The sequence below is a fragment of the Alistipes timonensis JC136 genome, from assembly GCF_900107675.1.
GTDB classification, from domain to species: domain Bacteria; phylum Bacteroidota; class Bacteroidia; order Bacteroidales; family Rikenellaceae; genus Alistipes; species Alistipes timonensis.
In genome coordinates this window covers 217,105-232,975 of the sequence record NZ_FNRI01000004.1, presented here as the reverse complement: position 1 = coordinate 232,975, position 15,871 = coordinate 217,105, and the positions used below count along the sequence as shown (strand labels likewise).

The 15,871-nt window shown below is 56.1% G+C and carries 19 protein-coding genes; all 19 read right to left on the bottom strand.

The window, feature by feature from the left end:
- Positions 1-13: 13 nt before the first annotated feature.
- The gene (locus BLU78_RS07130) at positions 14-1,543 is read right to left on the bottom strand and encodes a PKD-like family lipoprotein (protein WP_010262476.1); all 1,530 of its coding nucleotides are present in this window, start codon (positions 1,541-1,543) and stop codon (positions 14-16) included.
- A 13-nt stretch (positions 1,544-1,556) separates the two neighbouring features.
- Entirely contained in the window at positions 1,557-2,360 is an 804-nt protein-coding gene (locus tag BLU78_RS07125; protein ID WP_010262473.1) for a DUF4843 domain-containing protein, read from the bottom strand.
- 8 nt (positions 2,361-2,368) lie between these two features.
- Positions 2,369-3,826: a RagB/SusD family nutrient uptake outer membrane protein gene (locus BLU78_RS07120; RefSeq protein WP_010262469.1), complete on the bottom strand. Its 1,458-nt coding sequence runs from the start codon at positions 3,824-3,826 to the stop codon at positions 2,369-2,371.
- A 26-nt stretch (positions 3,827-3,852) separates the two neighbouring features.
- The gene (locus tag BLU78_RS07115; protein ID WP_026020725.1) at positions 3,853-6,861 is read right to left on the bottom strand and encodes a SusC/RagA family TonB-linked outer membrane protein; all 3,009 of its coding nucleotides are present in this window, start codon (positions 6,859-6,861) and stop codon (positions 3,853-3,855) included.
- A gap of 454 nt (positions 6,862-7,315) precedes the next feature.
- The gene (gene rplQ, locus BLU78_RS07110) at positions 7,316-7,930 is read right to left on the bottom strand and encodes a 50S ribosomal protein L17 (protein ID WP_010262460.1); all 615 of its coding nucleotides are present in this window, start codon (positions 7,928-7,930) and stop codon (positions 7,316-7,318) included.
- Between the two features lie 4 nt (positions 7,931-7,934).
- Positions 7,935-8,927, bottom strand: a complete 993-nt coding sequence (locus BLU78_RS07105; protein ID WP_010262457.1) for a DNA-directed RNA polymerase subunit alpha — start codon at positions 8,925-8,927, stop codon at positions 7,935-7,937.
- A 21-nt stretch (positions 8,928-8,948) separates the two neighbouring features.
- On the bottom strand, positions 8,949-9,557 hold the full coding sequence (rpsD, locus tag BLU78_RS07100) for a 30S ribosomal protein S4 (protein ID WP_010262452.1): 609 nt from the start codon (positions 9,555-9,557) through the stop codon (positions 8,949-8,951).
- Between the two features lie 50 nt (positions 9,558-9,607).
- Positions 9,608-9,997, bottom strand: a complete 390-nt coding sequence (rpsK, locus tag BLU78_RS07095; protein ID WP_010262449.1) for a 30S ribosomal protein S11 — start codon at positions 9,995-9,997, stop codon at positions 9,608-9,610.
- A gap of 13 nt (positions 9,998-10,010) precedes the next feature.
- Positions 10,011-10,391 (bottom strand): 30S ribosomal protein S13, encoded by a 381-nt coding sequence (gene rpsM, locus BLU78_RS07090; protein WP_010262446.1) that lies wholly within the window; start codon positions 10,389-10,391, stop codon positions 10,011-10,013.
- Between the two features lie 37 nt (positions 10,392-10,428).
- Complete coding sequence (gene ykgO, locus BLU78_RS07085; RefSeq protein ID WP_010262443.1) at positions 10,429-10,545, bottom strand: type B 50S ribosomal protein L36; 117 nt, start codon at positions 10,543-10,545, stop codon at positions 10,429-10,431.
- Positions 10,546-10,563: 18 nt separating this feature from the next.
- Positions 10,564-10,782 (bottom strand): translation initiation factor IF-1, encoded by a 219-nt coding sequence (gene infA / locus BLU78_RS07080; RefSeq protein ID WP_009597667.1) that lies wholly within the window; start codon positions 10,780-10,782, stop codon positions 10,564-10,566.
- A 6-nt stretch (positions 10,783-10,788) separates the two neighbouring features.
- The gene (map, locus tag BLU78_RS07075; RefSeq protein ID WP_010262438.1) at positions 10,789-11,565 is read right to left on the bottom strand and encodes a type I methionyl aminopeptidase; all 777 of its coding nucleotides are present in this window, start codon (positions 11,563-11,565) and stop codon (positions 10,789-10,791) included.
- Between the two features lie 31 nt (positions 11,566-11,596).
- A complete protein-coding gene (gene secY / locus BLU78_RS07070) occupies positions 11,597-12,973 on the bottom strand; it encodes a preprotein translocase subunit SecY (RefSeq protein WP_010262433.1) in 1,377 nt (458 codons plus the stop codon).
- Positions 12,974-12,995: 22 nt separating this feature from the next.
- The gene (rplO, locus tag BLU78_RS07065; protein WP_010262431.1) at positions 12,996-13,442 is read right to left on the bottom strand and encodes a 50S ribosomal protein L15; all 447 of its coding nucleotides are present in this window, start codon (positions 13,440-13,442) and stop codon (positions 12,996-12,998) included.
- A 28-nt stretch (positions 13,443-13,470) separates the two neighbouring features.
- Positions 13,471-13,725 carry a 50S ribosomal protein L30 gene (gene rpmD, locus BLU78_RS07060; protein WP_020691901.1) on the bottom strand — a complete coding sequence of 85 codons (255 nt, stop codon included), beginning with the start codon at positions 13,723-13,725 and terminating at the stop codon, positions 13,471-13,473.
- A gap of 14 nt (positions 13,726-13,739) precedes the next feature.
- Positions 13,740-14,258 (bottom strand): 30S ribosomal protein S5, encoded by a 519-nt coding sequence (gene rpsE, locus BLU78_RS07055; protein ID WP_010262425.1) that lies wholly within the window; start codon positions 14,256-14,258, stop codon positions 13,740-13,742.
- A gap of 6 nt (positions 14,259-14,264) precedes the next feature.
- Positions 14,265-14,627 carry a 50S ribosomal protein L18 gene (rplR, locus tag BLU78_RS07050; protein ID WP_026020723.1) on the bottom strand — a complete coding sequence of 121 codons (363 nt, stop codon included), beginning with the start codon at positions 14,625-14,627 and terminating at the stop codon, positions 14,265-14,267.
- Positions 14,628-14,643: 16 nt separating this feature from the next.
- Positions 14,644-15,231, bottom strand: a complete 588-nt coding sequence (rplF, locus tag BLU78_RS07045) for a 50S ribosomal protein L6 (RefSeq protein ID WP_026020722.1) — start codon at positions 15,229-15,231, stop codon at positions 14,644-14,646.
- Between the two features lie 25 nt (positions 15,232-15,256).
- Entirely contained in the window at positions 15,257-15,655 is a 399-nt protein-coding gene (gene rpsH, locus BLU78_RS07040; RefSeq protein ID WP_010262415.1) for a 30S ribosomal protein S8, read from the bottom strand.
- Between the last annotated feature and the right edge of the window lie 216 nt (positions 15,656-15,871).

The window sequence follows — 15,871 nt, the reverse complement described above, 5'->3', positions numbered from 1 at the left end:
TGTTGTGTATATATTACAGTTCCTTGAACCACAGCGAGCGGATGCGCTGGAATCCCGTCCAATCGGTGTTTTTGTCTGCCTGGAGTTCGATCCGGTCGGCGGTATCCGCCACCGCATACTTGCGGATGCGGCCGCTGTCGGGAACGCCCGCCTCATAGGTGCAGATATAGACATAGTCCTTATTGCCTTCGGAAACGGTGTGGATGTCGCCGTGGACCTGCGTAATCTCCGCGGGCGAAAAATCCAAAAGCTGCACGGGTTTCCGGGCGTTGCGGAAATCATAGCCGTAGAGCACCCCGCCCACCGAGTAGAGCATATAGCCGTGCTGCGAAGTCATGCACCAGTTCGCGGCATCTGCCACGGGGACCGAAGCGTCGATCTCGTAACGCGCCCCTTTGCTGGGACCGGAACGCAGACAGGCGTAGGTGTAGATCCAGTATTTCCCGATCCGGGAGTCGTGGAGGATCGTCGCCGACTGCCCCGAAAGAAATCGCGAATTGACGGTCGTCACATAATCCAACCCGGTTCGCCAGGGAAACAGCGCAAGGTCCGATTCGGTGTCGGTGGCGTTGCGCAGGGTTTCGTTGTTGCGCATCAGGTAGCAGAAACGCTTATCGTCGTCGTTATAGAGCATGACGGTAGTGATAGATCCGGCACCGGCGCCGCCGCTCAGGTTGTAGGCCATCCTGTCGCCGATGCGCACGTAGTCGTAACTCTCGGCATAGCGGTTGACCGGATTGCCGAAATAGCCCGTATTGATCGACGAAATGCTGTACACATAAGCGTAGCCATCGACCAGGAAGACACGGAATTTGTCGTCGATCTGGATCATGTCCGAAGCGGCGGTTTCCGTCAGGTATTGGGGATTGGCGAAATAGTTCCGCATCACGGTGTAGTCGTCCGTGCCGAACGATTCGCGGTCATAGAGAAAACTCCCCTCCCCAGTCGAGAGGTAGATACGGCCATGCGCCAGCGAGGTGTACTCATCGTTGTCGCACCAGATGCGCAGGGGATTCTTGTGACGGGTATCGTCCTTAACCACATCACGCTGGAGCAGCGTATCGCGGCTGATCGACACCATGTCTACGACGGTGCCGCCCGCCTCGTCCTCCGCAGCGACCAGCCAGCCGCGCGTATAGGCCGTGCTGACCGAAATCTCGGTACTGCGGCTGAACATCAGCCCCGTGCCGGGGTCCGTGATGCGCAGCAACAGCGAATAGTCGTCGCTGGGCAGATTCACGGCATAGTCCAGGTCGCGCGTCCGGGCGATCGTGGTGCGCTCACCCGGATTGCGGACCCGGCCGACGACCACCCACTCGTATTCGTAAGTCCCCGTGAGTTCCGGGTCCTGCGACGCCGTGATGTGGGGGCTGATTTTCAGTTCGTCGATGCCCGAACGCAATTTATATTCCACGCCCTCGAACCCCCGGGCCCCGATGACGATCTCGTTGATATCGCGGTAATCGTAATTCCCCTTGTCGCCGTAGCAGCCGCCCAGCAGCAGAAGGAGGGCGGACGCCGCAAACAAACAGCTCTTTTTCATAGACTCTGAATCATTATTTGGCCGAATCCGGCCCGGATTCCATTTTGACGGGATTGCCTTCCCCGTCGAGGTAATCTTCATAGACGGTCCGCCCGGCGAGCTCCTCCTCGTCGAGGTACCGGCGGAAATTCTGTCCCAGCACCTTGCGCTCGATATACGACAAGGCGTCCGGCTGGAAATCGGCGAGCGTCAGATCGAAGACGCTGCACATGAGTTTGATCTTCTTGTCCGAATAGGTCCCGTAAAACTGGTCCGACCACCCCTCGAGCCGCACATACTTGTCACTCACCGTAACGGTATGGCGCAGGATGTCCGTGCCTTCGGTCTCGGTCCCGGTCACCGGGAGCCATTCGCTCAGCGGCAGGTCGAACTGCTCGTTGGGAAGCAGTTCGAGCGTGAGCGTCAACTCCTTTCCGTCGAGTGAAGCCCGGCGGAAGAAACGGATCGGAATGTAGCCATAAACCTCCCCTGCTTCGACGACGCAGTCGCCTTCGGGCAGCTCATAGTCGCGCCCCTCCTCAGCCGTGGTCCGGTCAGCAACGGTGTGGTAAGCAAAGACACGCGGATAGTCAGCCACCGCCCCAATGACCTTGACCCGCAATTGCAGGGTTTGCTCATCGGTCCCGCTGGGCAACAACGCAAACGGAACGCTCGAATCGGCCGTATAGCGGGGATTTTCCTCGTCGCTGCCCGACTGCAGCATGGCGAAATAGACGCCCGTCCGGCCGTCATAGGTCCGGATGGATTCGTCGCAGGCCCCAAGTCCGAGGGCTGCGGCTGCAAACGTCGTAATCAGTCCGTATCTGTAATTTTTCATGTCGATCGCTATTTATGGTGCTCCTGTTCCTTCTCGGGCAACGCAAAGAGGTAATTCGCCGGATCGAATTCCAAATAGCCGCCGTTGTTACTGTAGATTTTCCGGATCGAAGTCTTGCGCAGGCGTTTGTAGTACCAAAAGAGCTGTCCTTCGCCGACGAACTCGCGGATATACTCTCCCGTCAGGTCATTGTCCAGCGTTCCCGTTGCAGGCAGCGAGGTCGCCTTACGAGCCGAACGGAGCGCATTGAGCCACTCATAAGCCGTCTTCTTGGAGTCCTCGCACTCGGCGGCGATCAGGTAGATTTCGGACATGCGGATGACGGGAACCATCGAAGCATAGCCCAGCTCCATGTCCTGCACCTGGCCGTATTTGACGAAAAACCGCTGATCCACGCCCTCGGTATTCTTGAGCGTCTGCCACTGATAGGTCCGCAGGTCGCTCTCCGAATCGTAGAGGTTATGCACGGCCAGATCATTCATCGTGAGCAGGTTGACCTGTTCGAGCTTGTTCGAGAAGAACTTGTCGTGAATGTCGCTCGTGCGTTTCGAGTTGACCGCCGAAAAGAGCGCCTCCGACGAGAAGATGCGGTCCTCGGAATTCTGCGTAGCCACACCGACGGCGGTCTGCCCGGTCACATCCTCGCGCGAGGCAAAGGGGAAGAACGCCCCGGCCTCGTCGATCACCTCCCCGGCCAGTTGTCCGGCCAGCTTCCGGTCGCCGACGTAAATGGCCAGACGCGCCCGCAGGGCTTTCAGGGCAAAATAGTTGAGCCGCAGGTGCCGGCTCCGGTAACGCACCGAACCGGTCGCCGAGCCGTTCAGCCGGCCTTCGGTGCGCACGGGGTCCCACTCCGCAAGTTCGGCGAGTCCGTCGGTGAAGTCCCGGTCGATCTTTTCGGCCACCTCGTTGGCCGGCAGCAACGGTGTGACAGTCAGTTCGCTGCTCGTGCGGTAAGGAATCGAAACGCGGACGGGAGCCTCCGCGAAAATAGGCCCGAAGATGCGCAGCATCTCGAAGTGCAGCAACGCACGCATGCCCAGCATCTCGCCGCGGATGATGTGGTAGGCACGGTCGGAAAGCACATCGCGTTCGCTCTCGCAGTGTTCGAGTATCTTGTTGACGTTGGCGATGACGAAATAGGCTTTGTCCCATATCCCGGCAACAGCCGTTTTACGAGCCTCGGCGGAATAGGCGCCCAGCGTGTTGAAGGTGTGGGTCGAGGGCTGCGTGGTGTCGAAATACTGAGCCTGCACGTCGAACGTCACGGCCGCGAGCGACTTGCCGTAGAGATCCGACTGCGGCAGCTCGGCATAAACACCGTTGAGCGCCGTGAAAAATCCCTCCTCGGTTTCGAACAGGGTGTTTTCCATGATACGGTCCGACGAATCGATCGTCAGCCAGCCCTTGCAGCCGCCCAGCGGCAACACCAGCGCCAGCAGAAGATATAGTTTGATAATTTTCATAAGCATCCGGTTTTTCGGGGTTCGAATCAGAAACGCAGGCTGATCGAGAGTGAGAAACTTTTCGAAAAGGGATAGTCCGTACCCCGCTCTTCTTTGAAAGAAGCCAGGCGGAAGATATCGTTCATATAGAAGCGGAACGAAGCGCCTTTGACGCCGACGACATGCAGCCAGCGGGCCGAGGTTTCGTAACCGATGGTGATTGATTCCCCGGCGATGTAGTTCTCCCGGAGCACGAAGCGCGAGGACATGGGCGTAGTATCGTCAATGCTGATGGCCTTGAAACGGGCCCTGTCGCCGGGTTTCTGCCAGCGGTCGCTCAGCGCGCGCCGGTCGAGGTTGTAGTAGAGCGCCGTTTCGGAGATGTTCTCCACCTTGTTGTAGAGCGCCGAAGCGAAAACATCGGCCCCGAAGCTGTAACGCAGGTTGACACTGGCCGAAAAGCCTTTGTAGTAGACCGAGGTTCCGATGACGCCCTCCAGGGTGGGAGCCGACGAGCCGACCACCACCTCGTCGTTGGCGTCGTATTTGAACGTATAGCGGCCGTCCTTGCGGATGAAGACCTCGCGCCCCGAAGAGGGGTCGATGCCGTGCGAACGCACAGCCCAGATGTCATCGGGGCTGGCGCCGTCGTAATAACGCTTGAAGGTCGTGGCGCTGCCCTTCTCGTTCATAAAGTCGAGCTTATCACCGATGTTGCGATACTCCGAGTTGTTTTGACTGAACGAGGCGTTCACGCTCCAGCGCAAGTACTGCCGTTTCATGACCACCACATTGAGACTGCCCGAAAAGCCCTTCGAAATCTGACCGCCGAAATTGGTGTAGATGCGCGTCGTACCCAGCGACGGAGGCACGGGGATCTGAGCCAGCAGCGGGTCGGTATTCTTGTGGTAAAAATCCACGGAGAACTTCACGCGGTCGAAGATGTCGACATCGAGACCGAGGTTCTTGTCGATGGTTTTCTGCCATTTGAGATTCGGGTTGCCGAACTTCTCGAGGATCGCGCTGGTCCCGAAGAGGTTCTGGTAAGCGGAGTTGTAAATGTAGGTTCCCGAAGCCGTGTAAGCATCGAAATTCTGGTTTCCGGGGTTACCGATCGAGAACCGCAGTTTCAGCAGGTCGAGCCACTTGGCTTTGCACCACGCCTCGTTGTGGATGTTCCATCCCACGCCCACGGCCCACGTCGTCGTAAAAAGGTTCTCCGAACCGAAAACCGACGACCCGTCCATACGCAGGCTGGCATCGAACAGGTAGCGGTTGCGGTAGGAGTAGTTGCCATTGAGGTAGAAACTCGTACTGCGGCTGATACGGTCGGTGTAGCTCGGTTTGTCGCCCTGCTGGAAACCCTCGGAGAACGAGGGGTTCTGGTGCAGGTCGCTCGTGAATCCGAAAATCTCATAGCCGGTATTCTTCTGCGTGCGCGAACTGAAATTCCAGCCACCGACGGCATTGATCTGGTGATGACCGAAAAGCCGGCCGTAGGTGACGGTGAGATCACCGTTGTAGCTCATCATGTCGGTCTTTTCCGTCGTGTAGGAGCCCTTGGAGGTCGAGCCGTTGAAATCGGAGTGTGCGGGCGACTTGAACGCTTCACGCTCAGAGATCGTTTTGTTCAGGGCAAGACGCCCGCGGACCTGCAGCGAGGTCACGGGACGCCAGATGACCGTGAAATTATTACGCAGTCCGAGATCCTTCGTCACGTCGGAGTTGACCACCTTGCGGAGCTGATAGAGGGGGTTGTAGATGAACTCCTGCGCCACGGAATAAGGCTCCAGGAACTCCGGGATTTCCCCGTCTTCGTTGTACTTGCGGTAATAGGGATTGGCCTGAGCAAAGGTCGAAAAGGAGACGGGCTCGCGTTCGCTCTTCACGAAATCGAAACTGAAGTCGTTCGAAAAGATCAGCTTGTCGGTACGGTAGACGAGGTTGATGTTGCCGCCGGTGACCCCTTTTTCAGAGCCCTTCATGATACCTTTCTGATCGCTGTAATTCAGCCCCACGCCGTAGAGCATGGCCTCGCTGCCGCCGTCGATATAGACGCTGTGCGAATGGTTCAGCACCGAGCGCAGGGGGACCGAAAGCCAGTAGGTATCCACACCGCGCATCACCTCGGCCAACCGCGAGTTGTAAAGCGCATCGAGCTGATCCTGGTCCTCGCCGACGTAGCGTCCGGCCAACACTTCATAGCGGAGCTTTTCACCGGCATTCATCAGGTTGTAGTCCGAAAGGTCGGGGAACTCGAACCGCAGGTCGGCCGTATAGGAGATGCGCAACTGCCCCGGTTCGGGCTTGACCGTCTCGACGACAATCACACCGTTGGAGGCTTTCGAACCATAGATGGCGGCTGAAGCGGCATCCTTGAGCACCGTGACGCTGCCGATACGATCCATACTCAGGTTTTGAATCTGGGCGATCTCCACCTCGATACCGTCGAGAATGAAGAGCGGTTGATTGGCCGTGTTGTCGTACTCGGTGGTGAGATCACCCACCAAACTGGTCTTGCCGCGGATTTCCAGATCGGGCAACCGGTTGGGGTCGGAACCGAAAGCGCGGTTCTCGACAAGCGTCAAAGCGGGTTCGAGGGTTTTGAGACTCTGAAAGACGTTCTTCGTTCCGATGGCCCGCAGCTCTTTGCCCGTGTAGGTCTTCGCCGAACCGGCGAAACTGTTCTTGTCGCGGCTGTAGATACCCGTCACCACCACTTCATTGACCTGCGTGGCGTCCTCCTTGAGCACGACCTGCATATCCCGCTGATTGGCATACTCCACCTCGAAAGGGATCATGCCGATAAAGGTGAAGACGATGGTCTGTGAGCCCGACGGAATGCCCTGCAGTCGGAATTCGCCTTTGGCATCCGTCGCAGTACCGATCCGGGGCGTCGATTTCACATAGACCGAGGCGCCGACAATGAACTCGCCTTTCTCGTTTTTGACATTGCCGGTTATTATCCGGCCGGGTTTGGAAGCGCTATTCTGTGCAAGCAGGAGGGGGGGGGAAATCAGCACAGACAACAGCAGCAACAGGTGTCGCAATTTCATAGATTCGGAGCGTTTCTACCCACCGGAGAAACGGCTCCGGCAGATCGGAATTCAGTTGAATTTTATAAACTCCGGGCAAGTATCCGGCCCGGAGAGGTCGTGACAAAGATATAATATTAATTCGTAATAGCAAAATCGGGCGGATACCCAAAAAAAGTGATTTTTCATTTTTAGTACTGCCGATCGAAAAAGGCTCCTGTTTTACGGTCCGTCCCACAAATCCAGCTTCCGGAGCGGTCGGCCGGATCATATTCGACCATAACGCAATTTGCCCCGGATTTTATCCGGGGCAGGTATGGGCGGACAAAAGATGCCTTTCAAATCGGAGTTGATTTTCGATCCGTGAGGTGCAAATGTCGTGCTTCGTGAAAAATCCCCGGACGGGCAGTACCGAAGTACGTCCCGTTCGGGGATTCGAGCGATGTACGGCAGGAGTGCCGCAATCATCGAAATGTTACATTTTCTTGCCTACGTTGGTCTTCTTGGCAACCTTCGGAGCGGCAACCTTGGCCGAAGCGGCTTTCGGAGCTGCAGGCTTCTTCGGGGCAGCCGCCTTCTTGGGCGCTGCGGCCTTCTTGGCCTCACCGCCTTCGACAACGGTAGCCTCCTCGACAGCGTCGGTCTTCTTCGCCGCTGCGGGCTTGCGCGAACGGCGCGTCTTGGGTTTCGCCTCCGAAGCGGCTGCCGGAGCGATGCCCAGCGTATAAGCCTCGTTGAAGTCGACGAACTCGATGATGCACATGTCGGCAGCGTCGCCCAGACGGAAACCGGTCTTCAGGATGCGGGTGTAACCGCCCGGACGCTCGGCGATCTTCGGGGCGATCGTGCGGAACAGTTCCGTAACGGCCTCCTTTTGTTTCAGGTACGAGAATACTACACGGCGCGAGTGGGTCGTGTCCTCTTTCGACTTGGTCACCAGAGGCTCCACGAACTGCCGTACGGCCTTTGCCTTTGCAACGGTGGTCTCGATGCGCTTGTGCATGATCAGCGACGATGCCATGTTCGAAAGCATCGCCTTGCGGTGTCCCGCCTGACGGCCGAGGTGGTTGAAATTCTTATTGTGTCTCATTTAATTAATCTTTGTCAAGTTTGTAGATTGATACGTCCATACCGAACTTCAGGTTCAGCGAGGTCAGCAGCTCGTCGAGCTCCGTCAAAGACTTCTTACCGAAGTTGCGGAACTTCAGCAGGTCGTTGCGGTTCAACTTCACGAGATCCCCCACGGTATCCACGTCGGCAGCCTTCAGACAGTTCAGGGCGCGGACCGAAAGATCCTGGTCCGAGAGCTTGGTCTTCAGCAGTTGACGCATGTGGAGAACATCCTCATCGAACTCCTCGGCACCGTTCGTGTCTTCCATGTTGACGGTGATCTTCTCGTCGGAGAAGAGCATGAAGTGCTGGATGAGAATCTTGGCGGCCTCTTTCAGAGCCTCCTTGGGGTGAATCGACCCGTCGGTGGTAATTTCCAAATTCAGCTTCTCGTAGTCGGTCCTCTGCTCGACGCGGTAGTCCTCGATCGAGTACTTCACGTTCTTAATGGGCGTGAAGATCGAGTCGATCGGAAGCGTTCCGAACTCGCTCTCGGCGGGAGCGTTCTCCTCCGCGGGCACATAGCCGCGGCCTTTGCCGATCGTGAGCGTCATCTGCATCTTGGTGCCCGGGGCCAGGTGACAGATCACCAGGTCGGGGTTGAGCACCTTGAAGAACGACAGGTAATTCGAGATATATCCGGCAGTCAGCTCCGTCACACCCGCAACGTTAATGGATACTTTTTCTGCATCCTGATTGTCGACTGTGCGGATAAAACGAACCTGCTTCAGATTGAGGATGATGTTCAACATATCCTCCATCACACCGGGGATAGCGGCAAACTCGTGATCGACACCGGCTACCTTGACAGTCGTGATCGCGTAACCCTCGAGCGAGGAGAGCAGAATACGACGTAAAGCGTTACCGACAGTCCTGCCGAACCCGGGCTCCAGCGGCCGGAACTCGAACTTTCCGAACGACGAAGTGGATTCAAGCATAATAACCTTCTCAGGTTTCTGGAATGCTAATATTGCCATAATAGTGAATTTGTTTGATTACTACTTCGAGTACAACTCGACGATGAGCTGCTCCTTGATGTTCTCGGGGATCTCCTCACGCTCAGGACGCTGGAGGAACCTTCCGCTCATCGAAGCGTTGTCCCACTCCAACCAGGCGTAACGGCTCTTCGACGAGCCGGCCAGAGATGCCGAGATCACTTCCAGGCTCTTCGACTTCTCGCGAACCGAGACCACGTCGCCCGCACGCAGCGAGTACGACGGAATGTTCACGACGTTGCCGTTCACACAGATGTGGCAGTGTGAAACGAGCTGGCGGGCAGCTGCACGCGTCGGGGCGATACCCAAGCGGTAAACGACGTTGTCCAGACGGCACTCCAGCAGCTTCAGCAGGTTCTCACCCGTGATGCCGCCCATACGGGCAGCCTGCTCGTAGGTGCGCGAGAACTGCTTCTCCAGCAGGCCGTACGTATATTTGGCCTTCTGCTTCTCGCTCAACTGCGTGCCGTACTCCGACACCTTTTTACGCTTGCGCGCCAGACCGTGCTGTCCGGGAGGATAGTTGCGCTTTTCGAGCACCTTGTCCGCACCATAGATAGCTTCGCCGAACTTGCGGGCGATTTTCGATTTAGGTCCTATGTATTTTCCCATTGTCTTAACTTATTAAAAAAACGTTGAATATTCCTTACCTCACACCGAAATTATACGCGGCGGCGGTTAGGAGCACGGCAACCGTTGTGCGGCAGCGGAGTAACGTCGATGATCTCCATCACCTCGATACCTGCGCCGTGAATGGTACGCACGGCCGACTCGCGGCCTGCACCCGGACCCTTGACATAAACTTTCACCTTGCGCAGGCCCATGTCGTAAGCGACCTTCGCGCAATCCTGCGAAGCGGTCTGTGCAGCATACGGAGTATTCTTCTTCGAACCACGGAAGCCCATCTTACCGGCCGACGACCAGCTGATGACGTCACCCACCTCGTTGGTGATGGTGATGATTACGTTGTTGAAAGTGGAGTGTACATAGACATTGCCCAGGGCACCGACCTTAACAACCTTTTTCTTAACTGTTCCAGTTTTCTTTGCCATAATTCTCTAAAGATTACTTCGTTGCCTTTTTCTTGTTTGCGACAGTCTTCTTGCGGCCCTTGCGGGTACGCGCGTTGTTCTTGGTCGACTGACCGCGGACCGGAAGACCCAGACGATGACGGATGCCGCGGTAGCAGCCGATATCCATCAGGCGCTTGATGTTCATCTGGACCATCGAACGGCATTCGCCCTCGACTTTGATGCCCATGTCGGCGATCGTCGAACGGATAGCTCCGACCTGGTCGTCCGACCAGTCCTGTACTTTGAGATCGTAGCTGATGCCAGCGTTCTCGAGAATTTTGCGAGCCGTCGAACGACCGATACCATAAATGTAGGTCAGGCCGATCTCGCCTCTTTTGTTTTTCGGTAAATCTACACCGACTATACGTGCCATATAAATACTTTTTCTTTTTTGACTTGTTTAAAAAACATTAACCCTGGCGCATTTTAAACTTAGGATTCTTTTTGCAAATGACGTAAAGTTTGCCTTTACGCTTCACAATCTTGCAATCCTCGCTTCTCTTCTTGATGGATGCTTTAACTTTCATGATTTTCAAGCAATCTAATTATTTGTACCGGAAAGATATACGCCCCTTCGTAAGGTCGTAGGGCGTCATCTCCACTTTTACTTTATCTCCGGGAAGGATCTTGATGTAGTGCATACGCATCTTCCCCGAGATATGGGCCGTGAGCACGTGGCCGTTGTCCAGCTCAACGCGGAACATCGCGTTGGACAGCGCCTCGATGATCGTCCCGTCCCGTTCAATAGCAGCTTGTTTTGCCATAGAGTCTTAGTTGTTTATTGCCTGTTCAATGATACTGAAGTCCGTCAGGACATCGGGACCCGATTTGCGAACCGCAACGGCGAACTCATAGTGCGCCGCCGGTTTGCGGTCCCGCGTGCGGACCGTCCAGCCATCCTGTTCGAAAACTACCGCTTTGGTCCCCATGTTGATCATGGGTTCGATGCAGATGACCATGCCCTCTTTGAGCAGCGGTCCTCTGCCGCGTGCGCCGTAATTGGGAACACCGGGGTCTTCGTGCATCTTGCGACCCAGTCCGTGTCCCTCCAATTCGCGCACCACGCCGTAGCCGAAGCTCTCGGCGTGTTCCTGCACGGCCGCCGACACGTCGCCTACGCGATTGCCGGCCTTGGCCTGCGCCGTACCTTTATAAAGAGCCTCTTTGGTGACCTCCATTAGCTGCCTTACTTCCGCGGCAACCTCTCCGACGGCAAACGTATATGCCGAATCACCAACAAACCCCTTCATAAACGTACCGCAATCGACCGAAACGATGTCGCCCTCTTTGAGGACGCATTTCGAAGATGGGATACCGTGAACCACCTGTTCGTTTACCGATATACACAACGAAGCGGGAAATCCCTGATACCCGAGGAAGGCGGGAACTGCTCCGTGCGCGCGGATGAAATCCTCGGCGATCGAGTCCAACTCCTTAGTGGTGACACCCGGACGGATGTGGCGACCCACCTCCGCCAGTGTCTTCGACACCAGGATATTGTTCTCGCGGAGCAGCTCTATCTCCTCGTCTGTCTTTAAATATATCATTCTCTTCGCTTAAGAACTCTTCGGAAAACTCCTAATGACGACCCTGAATACGGCCGGTCTTCATCAGACCGTCGTAATGGCGCATCAGCAGGTAGCTCTCGATCTGCTTCAGAGTGTCGAGCACCACGCCCACCATAATCAGCAGCGACGTACCTCCGTAGAAGTAAGCGAATGCCTGCTGGATGCCCAGGAACTTCATCGCCAGCGCGGGCAGAATTGCCACGATCGCCAGGAAGATAGAACCCGGAAGCGTAATACGCGTCATGATGGTGTCGATGTAGTTCACGGTCTGCTTACCCGGTTTCACTCCCGGAATAAAGCCGCCGTTTCGCTTCATGTCATCGGCCATCATTTGAGGATTGATGATAATCGCCGTGTAGAAGTAGGTGAAGGCGATTACCAGCACTGCAAGCGTGAAGTTGTACCAGAAACCGGTCATCGAGCTGAAAGCAGCCGCGAAGGCCGTACCGGAGAACAGCGCCGGAATAAACATCAGAGCTTGCGCGAAGATGATAGGCATCACATTCGCAGCATTCATCTTCAGCGGGATGTACTGGCGCACACCTCCGTACTGTTTGTTTCCGACGATACGCTTTGCATACTGCACAGGCACCTTGCGGACTGCCTGTACCAGGGCGATCGTTGCCATGAAGACAAGGAACAGCAGGATCAGCTCGAGGATCAGCATGATGGCGCTACCGGTGGCCGTCTGGAAACGGGCGTTGACCTCGGCCAACAGCGCGTGGGGCAGACGTGCCACGATACCGATCATAATGATCAGCGAGATACCGTTACCGATACCCTTGTCGGTGATCTTCTCGCCCAGCCACATGATGAACATGGTACCGGCGATCAGGATCGTCGTCGCATAGGCAATGAAGCCGAACGAATTGCCGTAGACGAAGGCGGAGGGAACCTGATGATACAGGTTGGCCATGTACGCCGGGCCCTGCAGGAGCAGGACGCCGATCGTCAGGAAGCGCGTCCACTGATTCATCTTGCGGCGGCCGCTCTCACCCTCCTTCTGCATTTTCTGGAAATACGGAATCATCATACCCATCAACTGGATGATGATCGAGGCGGTGATATACGGCATGACTCCGAGCGCCAGAATCGAGGCGTTGCCGAAGGCGCCGCCCGAGAAGACGTTCAGCAGGCCCAGCAGTCCGTTGCCTTCGAGCTGGCTGGCGAACTCCGACCCCTCGCCCAGAGCGTTGGGGTTGATGCCCGGAATCACGACGAAACTACCCAAGCGGAAGACCAGCAGCAGCCCGATCGTGTAAATCACACGTTTGCGCAGCTCCTCGATCTTGTAGATATTCTTGAGCGTTTCTACCAATTTCTTGTTGGTCGCCAAAAGAGCGATTACCACCAAAAAGACGATACCAACAACGAGATACTGATTCATAATTTTTGGGTTCTAAGGTTGCTTACAGTTTTTCGACGCTGCCTCCGGCTGCCGCGATGGCCGCCTCGGCGCTCTTCGAGAACGCGTGAGCCTTGACAGCGAGCGCCTTCGAGATCGTGCCGTTGCCCAGGATCTTCACCTTGTCGTTCGACGAGATGAAACCTGCGGCCACGAGCGTATCCACCGTAACTTCCGTGAGCGATTTCTTGGCCGCCAGCTCCTCGAGCGTCGAGAGGTTGATAGCCTTGAATTCAACTCGCTTCAGGTTGGTGAATCCGAACTTGGGAACGCGACGCTGCAGCGGCATCTGGCCACCCTCGAAGCCGAGCTTACGCGAGTAACCCGAACGCGACTGTGCACCCTTGTGTCCACGGGTGGCGGTGCCACCGTGACCCGAACCTGCACCGCGGCCGATTCGCTTGTCGTGGTGCGTTGAACCCTTTGCGGGTTTGAGATTATGGAGTTCCATGTTTAAAATAATCCGTTAGCAGTTAAACTTATTCTGCGCTCTGAGCGGCCTCTTCCTTTACCTCGGCCTTCTTGGCCTTGGGAGCTGCCTTCTTCGCGGGCGCTGCAACCTCCTCGACCTTGACGAGGTGTTTCACGCGCTCGATCATACCCTTGATGATAACCGAGTCGTCGTGCTCGACGCTCGCATTGATCCTCTTCAGACCCAGTGCGTCGAGATTCCGGCACTGGCGCGTCGTAGAGCCGATGCGGCTTTTGACCTGGGTGATTTTCAATCTTGCCATGTTCTTCTTGAGAATTAACCGTTAAACACCTTGTCCATCGAGATGCCGCGCAGGCGGGCGATGCTGTGAGCATCGCGCAGTTCGCAGAGCGCCGCGATGGTTGCCTTCACCAGGTTGTGGGGGTTCGACGAACCCTTGCTCTTGGCAAGCACGTTCTTGATACCCACCGACTCCAGCACGGCACGCATGGCACCGCCGGCGATGATACCCGTACCGGGAGCGGCCGGACGAATCATCACGAGCGAACCGCTGAAACGCGACTCCTGCTTGTGGGGGATCGTACCGTTGATCACCGGGATTTTGACAAGGTTCTTCTTGGCATCCTCCACGCCCTTGGCGATGGCCGACTGTACCTCCGAAGCCTTGCCCAGGCCGTAGCCTACCACGCCGTCCTCGTTACCTACGACGACGATGGCCGAAAAACTGAACGTGCGACCACCCTTCGTAACCTTGGTAACACGCTGGATGCTGACGAGCCGGTCCTTGAGTTCGAGATCGCTCGTGCGTACTTTCTTTATGTTGGTATTTGACATAATCGCTTAGAATTTAAGTCCGCCTTCGCGTGCTGCTTCGGCCAGCTGTTTAACTCTTCCGTGATACAGGTAACCGTTACGGTCGAAAGCGACGGCCGAGATGCCTTTGGCGACGGCGCGCTCGGCGGCCAGTTTGCCCACCAGGGCGGCTACTTCGCACTTGTTCTTTCCGGCGGCGGCTTCGGCGACCTCCTTGTCCAGCGAGGAAGCCGTAGCGAGGGTTACACCGGCGAGATCATCAATGAACTGCACGTAGATCTGCTTGTTGCTACGATATACAGTCATGCGAGGCTGTGCAGGCGTTCCGCTCACGATCTTGCGGATACGCATCTTGATCCTCTCTCTTCTTTCTATCTTGTTCAGTGACATAACTTCAGACTATTTACTATTTAGCACCTGCTGATTTACCGGCCTTGCGACGGATCTGCTCGCCTACGAACTTGATACCCTTGCCCTTGTACGGCTCCGGCTTGCGCAGCGAACGGAGCTTGGCGGCAACCTGGCCGATAAGCTGCTTGTCGATCGACTTGAACGTTACGATGGGATTGCCCTTCTTCTCGGTAACGGCCGTGGCGGTCACCTCCTTGGGCAGCAGGAAATGCGTATCGTGCGAATAGCCGAGGCTCATTTCGAGCACCTGGCCCTTGACTTCGGCCTTGAAGCCGACGCCCACGAGCTCCTGCTTGATCTCATAGCCTTTCGATACGCCGACAACCATGTTGTTGATCAGCGCACGGTACAGGCCGTGCATCGAGCGGTGGCGGGGCTGGTTGGTGGGACGGCTCACCAGGACGGCGGGAACTACTGCGCCCGTGCGGGTGTCCGTATGCGTGCCGACCTCTACCGTGATATCCGAGTCAACTTTCTGGCTCAGCGTCCCGAGTGGCCCTTTCACGCTTACCGTATTGTCGGCCGATACCTCTACGGTAACGCCGGCAGGCAGGTTTACAGGTAATTTACCAATTCTTGACATTGTGTTGTTCTTTAATGATTTCCAATTAGTAGATGTAGCACAGCACCTCGCCGCCCACGTTCTCCTTGCGGGCCTGGGCGTCGGTCATGATGCCTTTCGAGGTCGAAACGATGGCGATGCCCAGACCGTTCAGTACGCGGGGCATGTCCGAAACCGACGCATACTGACGCAGACCCGGGCGGCTGACGCGCTTGAGGTCTTTGATGGCGTTGGTCTTGGTGGCGGCATCCCACTTCAGAGCGATTTTGATCGACGGGTGGCCCTTCTCGTCCTTGTCGAATTTGTAAGCGAGAATGTAACCCTGCTCGTAGAGGATCTTGGTCATCTCCTGCTTAATTTTTGAACCGGGAGCTTCAACCACCTTGTGGTTGGCTTTCACCGCGTTTCTAATTCTGGTCAGAAAGTCCGCAATAGGATCAGTCATAACGAATAGAAATTAAAAATTAATAAATTGGTTTAATTAACATTTTGGCTTTCAGCAGGTTGTCTATCAACTACCCCTTTACAGCCTCTTCTCTTCCACCCCCGTTCGCATACGCACACGAGGGCACAAAGCGCGCAAATATACGCATTATTTCCCAAACGACCAAGATTACCGCCTGATTTTTAGCGATTTTGCCATTGCTCCCGGAACGCAGAC